Source organism: Roseateles sp., from assembly GCF_031397715.1.
Taxonomy (GTDB): Bacteria; Pseudomonadota; Gammaproteobacteria; order Burkholderiales; family Burkholderiaceae_C; genus Paucibacter_A.
On record NZ_JANNMI010000382.1, the window covers coordinates 1 to 12649 of the forward strand.

General features: G+C 56.5%; 13 protein-coding genes. All 13 read right to left on the bottom strand.

The window, feature by feature from the left end:
- Window positions 1-32: 32 nt before the first annotated feature.
- Window positions 33-1166 carry a non-hydrolyzing UDP-N-acetylglucosamine 2-epimerase gene (gene wecB / locus RMO57_RS16485; protein WP_310388437.1) on the bottom strand — a complete coding sequence of 378 codons (1134 nt, stop codon included), beginning with the start codon at window positions 1164-1166 and terminating at the stop codon, window positions 33-35.
- Window positions 1163-2278: a UDP-2-acetamido-2,6-beta-L-arabino-hexul-4-ose reductase gene (wbjC, locus tag RMO57_RS16490; protein ID WP_310388439.1), complete on the bottom strand. Its 1116-nt coding sequence runs from the start codon at window positions 2276-2278 to the stop codon at window positions 1163-1165. Before wbjC ends, wecB begins: the two co-directional genes overlap by 4 nt.
- A 1-nt stretch (window position 2279) precedes the next feature.
- Window positions 2280-3314, bottom strand: coding sequence for a polysaccharide biosynthesis protein (locus tag RMO57_RS16495; RefSeq protein WP_310388440.1), 1035 nt, complete (start codon window positions 3312-3314; stop codon window positions 2280-2282).
- Between the two features lie 8 nt (window positions 3315-3322).
- The gene (locus RMO57_RS16500) at window positions 3323-4120 is read right to left on the bottom strand and encodes an AglZ/HisF2 family acetamidino modification protein (RefSeq protein WP_310388442.1); all 798 of its coding nucleotides are present in this window, start codon (window positions 4118-4120) and stop codon (window positions 3323-3325) included.
- 3 nt (window positions 4121-4123) lie between these two features.
- Window positions 4124-4738 carry an imidazole glycerol phosphate synthase subunit HisH gene (gene hisH / locus RMO57_RS16505; protein WP_310388444.1) on the bottom strand — a complete coding sequence of 205 codons (615 nt, stop codon included), beginning with the start codon at window positions 4736-4738 and terminating at the stop codon, window positions 4124-4126.
- Window positions 4735-5871 carry an N-acetyl sugar amidotransferase gene (locus RMO57_RS16510; protein ID WP_310388446.1) on the bottom strand — a complete coding sequence of 379 codons (1137 nt, stop codon included), beginning with the start codon at window positions 5869-5871 and terminating at the stop codon, window positions 4735-4737. Before RMO57_RS16510 ends, hisH begins: the two co-directional genes overlap by 4 nt.
- A 23-nt stretch (window positions 5872-5894) precedes the next feature.
- Window positions 5895-7031: an EpsG family protein gene (locus tag RMO57_RS16515; protein WP_310388448.1), complete on the bottom strand. Its 1137-nt coding sequence runs from the start codon at window positions 7029-7031 to the stop codon at window positions 5895-5897.
- The gene (locus RMO57_RS16520) at window positions 7028-7975 is read right to left on the bottom strand and encodes a hypothetical protein (RefSeq protein ID WP_310388450.1); all 948 of its coding nucleotides are present in this window, start codon (window positions 7973-7975) and stop codon (window positions 7028-7030) included. Before RMO57_RS16520 ends, RMO57_RS16515 begins: the two co-directional genes overlap by 4 nt.
- A gap of 20 nt (window positions 7976-7995) precedes the next feature.
- Window positions 7996-9195 (bottom strand): glycosyltransferase family 4 protein, encoded by a 1200-nt coding sequence (locus tag RMO57_RS16525; protein WP_310388452.1) that lies wholly within the window; start codon window positions 9193-9195, stop codon window positions 7996-7998.
- A gap of 12 nt (window positions 9196-9207) precedes the next feature.
- A complete protein-coding gene (locus RMO57_RS16530; RefSeq protein ID WP_310388454.1) occupies window positions 9208-10101 on the bottom strand; it encodes a glycosyltransferase family 2 protein in 894 nt (297 codons plus the stop codon).
- A 31-nt stretch (window positions 10102-10132) separates the two neighbouring features.
- Window positions 10133-11593, bottom strand: coding sequence for an oligosaccharide flippase family protein (locus RMO57_RS16535; protein WP_310388456.1), 1461 nt, complete (start codon window positions 11591-11593; stop codon window positions 10133-10135).
- A complete protein-coding gene (locus tag RMO57_RS16540) occupies window positions 11590-12198 on the bottom strand; it encodes an acyltransferase (RefSeq protein ID WP_310388458.1) in 609 nt (202 codons plus the stop codon). Before RMO57_RS16540 ends, RMO57_RS16535 begins: the two co-directional genes overlap by 4 nt.
- Window positions 12173-12649, bottom strand: a 477-nt coding sequence (locus tag RMO57_RS16545; protein WP_310388460.1) for a DegT/DnrJ/EryC1/StrS family aminotransferase, incomplete at its 5' end; no start/stop codon positions are given. The genes RMO57_RS16540 and RMO57_RS16545, both read right to left, overlap by 26 nt.

Here is a 12649-nt window from a genome sequence, read left to right on the forward strand (position 1 = left end):
GGGTAAGAATCAGCAGGCGCACAGTGGTCCGGTCAGTCGGCCCGGCGCCAAACGACGCGCTGCACGTAGTCGGTGTAGCTGTGGATGATGCGCAGAACCTTGTCTGAGACATTGGGCATGCTGTAGTCCGCGACCAGGCGCAAGTTGCGCAGTTCACCGCGCGCCTGCGTTTGCAGAATGGCCAAGCCTTGGCGGACACGGTCCAACTCCAACCCGACCATCATCACAGCCGCTTCCTCCATACCTTCCGGCCTTTCATGGGCCTCGCGCAGGTTTAGCGCCGGAAAGTTGAGAATCGATGATTCCTCGTTGATCGTGCCGCTGTCCGAGAGCACAGCGCGCGCGTGCATCTGCAGATTGACATAGTCATGAAAGCCGAGTGGCTTGAGCAGACGAACCTGTGGATGGAAGCTAACGCCCTGCGCTGTGATGCGCTTCTGGGTCCTTGGATGAGTCGACACAATCACCGGCAGGTCGTGGTCTTCGGCCAAGGCATTCAGCACGGCGCAGAGCTTGCCGAAACTGCGGTCCGATTCGATGTTCTCCTCGCGGTGGGCGCTAATCACAAAGTAGCCGCTGGCCTGTAGTCCCAGCCGCTGCAGCGCATCGGATGCATCGATCTGCGGGCGATAGTGATGCAACACCTCGAACATCGGACTGCCGGTTTTGATGATCTGGTCCGGTGGTAGGCCTTCCCGCAACAGATACTCGCGGGCAATATCGCTATAGGTCAAATTGATGTCGGCGGTGTGATCGACGATGCGGCGGTTGGTTTCCTCCGGCACGCGTTGGTCAAAGCAACGGTTACCGGCTTCCATGTGGAAGATGGGGATCTTGCGGCGTTTGGCCGGGATCACGGCCAGGCAGCTGTTGGTGTCGCCGAGCACCAGCATGGCTTCGGGCTGGGTTTCTTCCAGGGCCTTGTCTACCGCAATGATCAAGTTGCCAATGGTTTGGGCCGCATTGCCGCCGGCGCTATTGAGGAAGTAGTCGGGTTTGCGCACCCCCAGGTCGTCGAAAAAGACCTGATTGAGCTCGTAGTCATAGTTCTGGCCGGTATGCACCAGCACATGGTCGCAATGCTCATCCAGGCGAGCGAGCACGCGTGACAGCCGGATGATCTCGGGGCGGGTGCCGACGACGGTGACGACTTTGAGCTTCTTCATGCTTGGCTGACCTTTTGGGCGACGGTGTCGGGCTGCTGGCGGTCGAAAATCTCGTTGGCCCACAACATGACGATCATTTCGTCGTCGCCGATATTGGTGATGTTGTGCGTCCAACCCGGCACCGTCTCGACGATACGGCCCTCGCCGCCCTGCGTGACGATCTCGTGTGTTTCGTTGTTGACGATATGCCGAAAGCCGAAATGCGCCTTGCCTTTGATAACCAGGAACTTTTCGGTCTTGCTGTGGTGGTAATGCTCGCCGCGAGTAATGCCCGGGTGCGCGGTGAAATAGGAGAACTGCCCGCAATCGGGCGTCTTCAGCATTTCAACGAACACACCGCGCGGATCCTCGTGGCGAGCCACCTGGTAGTCGAAGGACTCAACCGGCAAGAAGCTGACATAGGTCGAGTAAAGCGCCCGTGTCAAGCCGGTGCCCACGCGTTCGCTGATCATGGTGTCGCGGCTGTCGCGGAAGGCTTGGATCTGTGCACCCAGTTCGCCGACCGTGGTTTCATATTCGGGGCCGGCATGGCAATGGCCTGATGGGGTGTCGGCATCTGCGAGCAGTGCGCAGAATTGCGTCAACACATCGTCGATGTAGACCAAACGCAAGGCTGCGTTGGGATCATTGATGGAAATCGGCTGCCCGCGCGCGATGTTGTGGCAAAAGGTCGCCACTGCAGAGTTGTAGTTCGGGCGCGACCACTTGCCAAAGACATTGGTCAAGCGGAACAGGTGGACGGCAACGCCGTGGCTTTGCCCGTAGGCAAGCAAAGCATCCTCGGCTTGGCGCTTGCTCAGGCCGTAGGGGTTGTCGTGCAGCGCCTGTGTCGACGAGGTGTAAGCCACGCGGGGCTTACGCTCGAGGCCCGCCATCACCTCGCAAAGCATGCGGGTGAAGGAATGATTGCCTTGCTCGAACTCCGAGGTCTCCTTGGGGCGATTCACCCCGGCGAGGTGGAAGACGAAATCAACGCCGTCTAACAGGGCGCGCAAACCTTCGGGCTGAATATCGTGCGGAACCAATACCCGATCTGTGAACCCCAGCTCCTGCAGCCGAACCTGCAGATTGCTGCCGATGAAGCCGCGTGCTCCGGTGATCGCGATGCGCATATCAGTCCTCCGCGTGAACGACTTCGCCGTTGGCGATGCGCCGCATGAAGTCCAGCTTCAGCAACAAGGCCTGCATGGCCGGGCCATCCAGGCGTTCGGTGTTGTGGGAGTTGTAGTCTTCGCTGGCGCTGATGCTGGTCTCGCCCTGCTCGACAAACTTGCCGTAGTTGAGGTCGCGGCCATCCGGTGGAACACGGAAGTAGCCGCCCAGATCCTCAGCAGCGGCGCGTTCTTCGCGGCTCAGCAGCGCTTCGTAGAGCTTTTCGCCGTGGCGGGTGCCGATGACGCGAACTTCGTGATCCGGCCGCTTCATCAGGCCCAGAATGGCGTGCGTGAGCACCTCAACCGTTGCGGCAGGCGCCTTCTGCACAAAGATATCGCCGTTGTGGCCATGTTTGAATGCGTACAGCACCAGCTCAACCGCATCATCCAGCGTCATCATGAAGCGAGTCATGGCTGGGTCGGTGATGGTGATCGGTTTGCCGGCCAGTATCTGCTCGACGAACAAAGGGATGACCGAACCCCGCGAGGCCATCACATTGCCGTAGCGCGTCCCACAAATCACGGTGCCCGTGCCCTCAAGATTGCGCGAGGCCGCGACCATGACTTTCTCCATCATGGCCTTGGAAATACCCATGGCATTGATGGGGTACACCGCCTTGTCTGTGCTCAGGCAGACCACGCGCTTCACGCCAGCCGTCACGGCTGCCTCCAGCACGTTCTCGGTGCCCAACACGTTGGTGCGCACAGCCTCCATCGGATGGAACTCACAAGATGGCACCTGCTTCAGCGCGGCAGCATGGAAGCAGTAGTCAACGCCGCGCATGGCGGCGGCTACGCTGCGGATGTCGCGCACATCACCGATATAGAACTTCAGCTTGGCGCTGTTATAGCGCTTGCGCATATCGTCTTGCTTCTTCTCATCGCGGCTGAAGATGCGGATCTCGTGCAGGTCGGAATCGAGGAAACGGCGCAACACGGCATTGCCGAAGCTGCCGGTGCCACCGGTGATCAACAGGGTCTTGTCTTTAAACATGGTTTTGATCAATTCTTTTCGTAAGCTCGCAGCGCAGCGCGACACAACTCGTCCTTTTGCTGCGGCGTGGGGTAGTTAATTAGGACCGCTCGATACTGTCCCTTGAACACGAATAGGCTGCCTGCCGCCGCACCGATGACGCCGCATGCGCTAAGTAGCGCGCTGACGTCGTCAAGCGAGCCAGCGCCGCCGAGGATGGTCAACGGTACCTTCAGCTCCGCGCGCATTTGACGGGCTAGTTCAATGTCGTAGCCCTTCATTTCGCCGTCGCGATCGACGCAATTGATGACGATCTCACCAGCACCTGCCTCCTGCATTTGCCGTGCGAATGCAATAGGGTCTAGCCTATGCGCCGTCTTGGCGTTATGCGTACAAAGCTCGTAGCCTTTGCTGAAAAGGCCGCTCTTTCTTCGTACGTCGAGAACCGCAACCACACTCTGGCGACCAATCGCTGAGGCAATCTTTGTCAGCAAATCTGGGTTGGCCACCGCGGCGGAGCTGACTGAGACTTTCTCAACGCCAAGGTCAATGATGCGCGCAGCTTGATCTGCAGTCGTGACGCCGCCGCCATAGCACAGCGGCATGCGGCACTCTGCCGCCAACTTGGCAATCTGCGCATAGTTGGGCTCCGCTTTGTTGACCGAAGCGTCGATGTCCAGCACCATCAACTCGTCAGCTTCCTTCTCGTTGAAGATCTTGACTGCGTTGATGGGATCGCCCACATACTTGGGTGCCTTGAATTGTTGGGTCTTGACCAGCCCACCTTTGTGGATCAACAGGCAGGGAATAATGCGAGGGCGCAGCATGGCTTAGAGCTCCGCAAAATTTTTCAAGAGCTGCGCACCGAAATGGTGGCTTTTCTCAGGGTGGCACTGGACGCCGTGGATATGGCCTCTTGAAACAACGCAGTCAAACTGATGGCCGTACTCCGCCGTGGCCGAGACATCGTTTTTATCTTCTGCATCGAAATAGTAGGAGTGCAGAAAGTAGAAGCGTGGCTCGGGCTCGAAGCCGCTAAACAGCTTGTGGCCGGGTTTGACCATCAGATCGTTCCAGCCCATATGGGGCATGGGCAAATCCTTGGACTGTGGATGCGTGGCGAAGGCTTTGACTTGCCCGGGCACCCAGTTCAGCCCGGGCAACTCACCTTCGTCACTGCCGCCTGCCAGCATCTGCATGCCGACGCAAATGCCGAGCACCGGAATGCTTTCTTGCAGCACCAACTCTTCCAAGTGCTCACGCATCCCAGACTGATTGAGCAGGGTCATGGCGTGATCGAACGCACCGACGCCAGGCAAGATCAAGCGAGTCGCCCCCTCCAACTCCGACGCAGAACGTGCACGTGTGGCCTCCAGGCCCAAGCGCTTGAACATCGTCATAAAGGCCTGGATATTGCCAACGCCGTAATCGACGACGCGAATCATCGGAAGTACCTTTTCTCCAGGCCCAGCCAGCGCATCGCATTGGCACCGAAGCCGATCATCCAGCGCTTATTCTTGTAGTCCCGGTAGGTCTTGTTCGGACCATCGAATATGGCCTGCAATTCATCGACAGTCAGGTCCAACTTGTGCGCGACGTATTCGAATTCCTGCTTCAGGAAATGGCCATCCATCTCCGGCTGAGCGATGCGCGCCAATGCTGCTTCTCGCGTCATTTGGCCCGTCATGATGAGGCTGGAGAAATGGGCGCGGCGTTTGTGGAAACCGAACTTTCGCGGTAACCAATAGTCTTCGTAGAAGCGTGTGAAACGCGACTCGTGATGTTTGTGTTGGAAGCGCTGCCAGCCGAAACGCCGGTCAAGTTCGTCCTCGGCATCCTTCTTGCCAAAGGGGACCAAATTCAGCGGGTGGTGCACCTTCATGCCGAGAATCTTCTGGTAATACAGCTTGTAGACCAGAATGTCCTTGAGCGGGAAGGTCTCCAATGGGCGCTTGCCAAATTGCTTATGAATGTCATTGAAGAGCAGCGTATCAATGCCTAAATAGCCGCCCCATGCCTCTGGCTCGCGGCAGCACTCGGTCGAGAAGTTCGAGCCTGTGATCACGTGCTTGATCTTGTGCTGGCGTGCGAATTTGTAGAGTGAAGAGAAAAACGAAGCGTCTTGCGGCAGGTCTTGGTCAGGGATTCCAGAGCGCAGAAAGGCGACCTGCAGGTCTTTCATTTCTTCCCAATTGATCACCTCGGTGTAGAGGTCCAATCCGAGCCCGTCGACCAGCTTCTCGATGTTTCCGACGGCTTGGTCGGTGTTCCAACCCGCATCAACGTGGAAGAGCAAGGGTCGAAGCCCCATTTTCTCTTTTGCCACGTAGGCTGCGTAGGAACTATCCAAGCCACCGCTAAGACCAATAATGCAATCGAAGTCTTTTCCCTGGCCTTCGGTTTTAATGACGTCGCTCATAGCTTGAAGTTCGGCCTCGTGTCCCAGTCCGGTCCGCCATGTCGGATTGATCATCTGATCGAAGTTGTTGCAGTATTCGCAATAGCTATTCTCGTCGAACCGGATATGTTGGTCTGATGTATCCATTATGCAGTTGCAACAGATCTGATATTTTTTCATGATGGTGACGTTAAATTCCGTTCTTAAATAATGGCTCTGCCACTGAGGATATTTCCAAACAGCGTACTTTCAATGATGTTCGAAGTTGCCGTGACGTAGACAAAGCCGACGAATACCGCAAATAAGTAGGCAACAAAGGAAATCGATAACAGCTTTCGGCCACGTCTCGGGGGTAAATTGATGCTGTTGATAACGAATATGCAGCCAATAATGAAAATATTTCTGTAGAGTCGAATAAAGTCCAAATTATCGAGAGTCAACAAGATAGATAGTCCGGCGATCAGATTGGCGTTCAGCAGCAAAGCGGGCGATATACGCAAGTACGGTGTCCTCAATCGTCGCAGCGCTTTTTCGGCCGAAGCATCCGGCGCTCCTGAAGGACTAAGAATGAAGCCGCCAGCTTCGGCGACGCTCATTCTACGTGCTGACCACCACAGTAACAGCAGGCTTGATCCATAGAATGCAAGCACCGCTGCCTTAGTCACCATACTCGTTTCCGTGGTGGTGTAGACGTCGATCTTTTCAGCCACAAAGGCGAGCAGCGGGGAGGCGACTAGAGTGCTGAAAACTAAGGTGTAAACCAGCGCGGCTGCTCCCAACGCGCCCCATAGCAGCAACTTGTTTTTGGTTCGTGCGCCTAGCAAGAGCAGATAGAAAAGTGAGGTGATGTGAAACATCGACGCGACGATGATGAGCAAGATGTACTTGAGGTTGGAGGCTCGCTGTTCTACCAGCAGATACTTCATGCCATAGATGACGATAGCCATGGCGTAAAAGTTTCTAACCTGAGTGACGTCCCAGAAGAACGGGAAGAAAAGGTATGCGAGCAGACCCAAAGCGGGCCTGTCCGTCAATTCCATGATGGCTGTACATATCAGTAGCAGCGCAGCTCCAGTGAGAACGAAGTGAAAAGCACCGTAATCGAGGCCAAGCAGCGCGGCAATGCGAGCCAAGCTTTGATATCCCGGCTCAAAGCTGGCATCCTGGTCTCCGGTTTTGATGCCTTCGAAATTCTCCACATAGAAGAACCGGTCAGGGTTGTCCAGATTGCCAGCTATCGCTAGGTAGACGATGGCTATAAGTAGGAAGAAGGCCGGTCTACTTTTCGGCGACGTGATCGAGAATGTCGCAGCGAAAAAGAGTAGCAGGAAGATGATCATCGCGCCGGTGCGGACGATACCGCTGACGACTGAGCAGAGTCGACGAGACGGCGTAGCCAGTTCGCAAAGTCATAGCGCGCGACAATATCCGGGCTGACGGTCTGAAACTCAGTCCGGACAAAGGCTGTTAAGCCAGTAGGGTCGTCTTGGCCGAGGATGAAGATATTCTCCTGACGATAGAAGTCTTGGCTCGCAATAGCTCGATCATTGGTGATCAGCTTTTTGCGATGAAACAGTGCCTCCATGGGGCGTTGCGTAAGGCCTGTTTGGCCCTCCTGGACATAGTCGAGAAGGCAGCGGGCTTTCTGGATATTGCCGATCACTTCGGTGTAAGGGATGAACTTGGAAAATTGGTAATCCTCTCCCACCTGCCTATGCCCGGTATCGGTTATGTGGAAGGTGCTGGTCAGCCCAAGGTCGGTGAACTCCTGCTTGGACCTCAACAATTGAGTCAAGCGGCCCTTGTCCCCTCCGACGAAGTAGATATCGAAGGCAGGAGTGGCCCCCTCAAAATCCAAGGACAACGACGAAAAATAGTAGGTTGTTTCCAGACGTAGGTTGAAGCGTGTTGCGTCGGTCGGATCGAAGGTATAGATGGGCACCCCCTGCGCTTTCAGCAGTTCGATGCGATCTGCCGGTGAAACTGGGTTCCAGAACCAGTGGATCAATCGGTCCCTGTACCCGCGAGAAATCAACGCATCAGCGATCCTATTGCTGTAGATAGTGCCGTAGATCACTATCACGTCGAATTGATCAATCGAGTGGATCCACTTGTTGAAGAACGATGCCACCGACGCTCCAGGAGTGTTCAATACTACGCGACGTGCCAATTTGGACAGTAAAGAATCACTCGCAAAGAACTCCGTCGCGTAGACGCCCTCCACATCGTTCCGGAGTTCGTTGTAGAACGGATTCTCCCGCCCCGTGAGGTACAGAATTCGCATCTAAGGCTCTATAAATGGCTCTATTGACACACGGATGCATCAGTGCGGAATCGCAGGCTCCGATAAAATCGGGAGCGACGCTCATCAAGGATTTGCTTCGAGAACTTGCCCGCCGTCTGAACATTGTCACGGCTCATGGCGGAAAGTTCGTCGGGCTGGTGTCGCAGACGCAGGATTGCCGAGGAGAACCCTTCTACGTCATCGGGTTCGAACATGTAATCGGCGTTGAGCAACTCCGGGATCCCCGCGATGGGCGTCGAGAGTGTCGGCAAACCGACCGCCATCGCCTCTATCACTGCGCGCGGCAGACCTTCCAATCGGGTGGGATACAGGAACACGTCGGCTTGGTGAAGCTGACGCAGCAATTCTGCTCGATCATGGATGCGACCCACGAAGTCCACTTGACCGTCCACACCCAGTTTCTTGCACAGGGCTTTCAGGTCGTCCACAAAGGTACCCTCCCCAATGCAGGTCAATGAGGCCGTTAGCCCCTGATCCTTGAGCCGGCGTACAACCTTGATCGCAGTCTGGTGTCCCTTTATATCGTTGTCGATCGAGTTGCTAACGTGAGCGAGGCGAACGGCAGCCAAAGGCGCGAGGAATTCGCGCGGCGGTGACATCCAATCTGACTTTAGCTCGATCGAAGAGTAGTGTGATCTTTCGAAGGCGGGATCCCGCTGTTGAGATTCCGGCAGGTACTTCTCCTGGAGAACGCGCTCGGTGACGAATGCCGCGCCGTTCGCGTGCTTCAGCATGGTGCGCAACATGAACTGATTCGCTCGTCGGAACATCAGGGGCATGTGCACGAAAGTCTCGGGATCATTGACCACCTCGAGATAGAAAGGCTGCTGGCGATCACGAAACAGGAAGGCGATGTAACTCTCGAGTTGGCTGACCCGATAGATGGCGCAATCCGTCTGCGCGGATGCGCTGCGGTATCGAGCCAACACGGAAGGCAGCTTGCGCAAAAGCGCGAACAGCCCTTGCGTCCAGGGGAGTTCGTGAATCTCAAGACCTGGCGCGTCGATATGGATGAATCGTCGTGGATCGATGGTCTCAACCGGCTTCGTCTTGGCGACAAAGCGAACCTTGTCGAACACCGCCAGGTACCGGTTGAAGAACGTGTTGTCGTAAAGCGAGGGCGCGTAATACTTGCCGTCCGGAGTTCGGTAGATATGCGCGTTGTCGACGACCAGCAGTTGGGTTGGAATTTGGCTCATAGCAGGGCAGGATCAGAGCAATTGCTCAAGCCCCTGGCTGTGGTGCCGGGAGCCGATCTTCAGGAGGAATAAACGCCAGATCATAGACACTGCTCGGCGGGGCATGCGTTGGCGAATAAAGGTTTTCGCGTAGCGAAGGTAGAAGTACGCGAAGAACGAATCGCTGTTGGCGGGAACATACTTCCGAGCGACCTGCAAGATGCGGTGGTAGTGGACTCGCAAGTTGTTGGACGTGCTGGACAGCAACAGTCGACGGTGGAAAGCAATGCCGTCCCAGAAGTGAAATGCCGACCCCTCCGTCCGCAATCGGCGAAATACGCGAATGTTGAAGGCCCAGTCGTCAGCGATCAACGTCTCATCGAATGGCGCGAAACCCTCGAAGAAGCTGCGCCGTACGAGTAGCGCCTGGATATACAGCTGGGGCACAGAGGAAGTGAGTGCAGCTTCGACCTGGCCAGCGTCGCCAGTGGCAAGCGCCTGCCGGACGAAGCCGACGTGCAATCGACCCAACGCTTGGCCGTCACTCATGTTGACGCCGTTGGCGTACACAAGCTGGGTGGCGGAATGCAGCTCCATGTGGGCGATCTGCTGCTTGAAGGCCTCTGGCGGGAAGTAGTCGTCAGAAGCCAGAAAGCTGACGTACTTCCCGGCGGATTTCGTGATCAGGAAATTGAAGTTACCGGCGATCGCCTCGACGCCCTTGTGCTCGTTGAGGAATAGACGCAGAGAAATATTGGGAGGCATTTGTAGACCCTCGAGGATCTCTCGGGTGCCATCCGTGGAGCCGTCGTCCAGGATAAGAAGTTCGATATGGTCGACGTACTCGAGTTGCCGGACCACGCTGGCCACCGCCTCACCGATGTACGGGGCGTGATTGAAGGAGAGTATGAGAACACTTAGGGTCATGAAATTTCTGTTTGTGGGCGGTGCGCCGAGATTAGTTCCGCCCCAAGCGGCTTCGGATCAGGTCGCGTATGTTGATCAGTCGGTCAAGCCGCAAGAGGGAATACGCGCCAACCATGAACACCAAGATGGCGTGCAGGTAAACGGCATGCGCGAAAGGTACGGTCAGAATCATGGCGGTGCCGATGACCAAAAGCACGACCATGAACACCAAATTCCGCATGTTGATGTGGAAGTCTATCAGCAGCTTTCCGCATAGCGCCAGATACGCCAGCAGAACAAAGTAGGCACCCACGAAGCCTGCGCCGGCAATGCTCAAGTTCATGCTGTCGATGAACAGGTACATCAGGCCAAGATAGCTGACGCTCCAGATAGCCTCGGCTGCGATGAACAGCTTGCCGCGGCCTGTGGCAAGCAGGATGTAGCCAATGGGCCAGCAAAGGATTTTGAGGATGTCTCCAAGCGCCTGCAAGCGAAGCAAATCGAACGCGTCGCTGAATTCGCTTGAATAGAGGATCGCCACAGCTTCAGGACTAAAGGCAATGAGCGCCATAACGAATGGGGCGGCCATCGTAAGTGCCATCTCAATTTGCTGATTGACCAGCGCTGCCGCTTCGTTTGGCCGCTCGCTCATGGCGGCCAGCCTTGGGAAATAGTCCGCGGCCATGGCCGTGAGAATAAATCCGATATAAGTCGTGGAGATCGACCATGCCGCCTGAAAGTGCCCGCTGGCTTCCAATCCCAGACGATTGGCTATGAGGGACCGCGCCAGCAATTGCGTACCGAGGGTTACAACACTAGCGGCCATGATGGGAAGACCCAGTTTGAACAGCTCCCCTAGGTTTGAGGCCGTTGTCGCCCCTGGGGCGGCCTTCTGCGGGAGAAGCTTCTTCCAACGCAAAACGACGTAAGCGAACAGTGCACTGGAGACGGGCGCGATGGCGACGAACCAAAGCACAGCGTGCGGCAACTTCAGATATACCGGAACGAGGCTCGCCACGGCGCCGACCAAGGAGGCGGCGATGTTGATGGCCGCAAGATCTCCAATGCGCCGCAGCCCTTGCAGGAGTGCCGTCTGCGTCGTGAACATCAACGTCGCGATCACGCCGAGGGAGAGGATGAGGCACTCGTCCAAGGTCAATGCCTGCCCGAGCAAGAGGGATCCGATGGGCTGTCCGGCCAGCAGCAATCCCAGTCCCGCGACTAATCCCAACGCCAGACTTGCCCATACCAACGTCTTCCAGATCGTCGCCACAAGCAAGGGCTCGTCGGAGTGCGCCGCGATGGCTCGGACACCGCTGTTGGCGAGGCCACAACCCGCCACCGTGGCGGTGGTACTCAAAACGTTTTGAATCAAGCCCATCAAGCCTATTGCAACCGGGCCCCCGAGAAGCGCAAGTACCTTGATCTTTCCCATGCCAGCCAAAAGCGTGATGGCGGAGGCCCCGCCCGTGATAGCGGTCGACCTGAAGATCTGTCGATGAGAGTCACTCATTGGATACCGCGAAGGACCTTGGCCGGAATACCTCCGGCGATTACGTTTTCGGGAAGGTCATTCACAACAACTGAACCATTGGCAACAACCGAGCCTGCGCCAATACGCACCCCCTTCAGGACCTTGACATTGGAGCCTAGGAAGACCTCGTCTCCAATTACTACCGGCCGCGCGCATGCGGGATCCGATCGCAATCGTGCTTCCCGATGCAGGCCGTGGAAATCGGAGTCGTAAATCTCGACGTTGGTGCCGATCAAGACGTTCCGACCCAAGATGATGGACGTGTGCTCCGCGATCACCACAAACCCGTTGTTGATTTTCGTTCCGTCGCCCAATTCGACCACAGCATTGCGGCCGCGAGCCTCGATGTAGGCGTATCCGCTCATGTAGAAAGGCGACGGAAAAACTCCGATATGAATATCTTTCCCAAAGCGGATTGAGCCATCGCCGATCATCTGGAGCGGCTGATGCAGCGTGGGTAGGCCGTCCGCCCTGGCGGTCGAAAGGCACCTGAACATGACGATGCGAACCTGCTGCACCAAGTACATGAGGGCGTAGGCGACTTTGCGTTTAAACAGGTTACGAGTTGAAGAAGCTGCGGACATGGCGAATCACGGTGTTTGCATCAGCTCGGCTGACGTGCGGCCCTATGGGCAGACTCAGCAACTCGGTGGCGAAAAGCTCGGCGAGGGGGTAGCTGCCTTCGCAGATTTGCATCGATGCATAGGCCTGCTGGAGGTGCGGTGGAATGGGATAGTGGATTAGGGTACCCACGCCGTTGGCATTGAGGTGCTCCAGCAGGGCATTGCGATGGGGTGTCCGCACCACAAAGTTGTGCCACGCGGTGCCAACCCAGGATGGTGTGTGCGGAAGCACTAGATCTATCCCCAGCAGACCGCGAAGGTAAAGTTGTGCGATTTCGGCGCGCCGTGCGTTCCATTCCGTCAGGCATTTGAGCTTCACTCGGAGCACGGCAGCCTGAATCGGGTCTAGCCGGCTGTTGTACCCCATGACCTCATTGACATACTTTTGCCGGGAGCCGTAATTCCTGAGGAG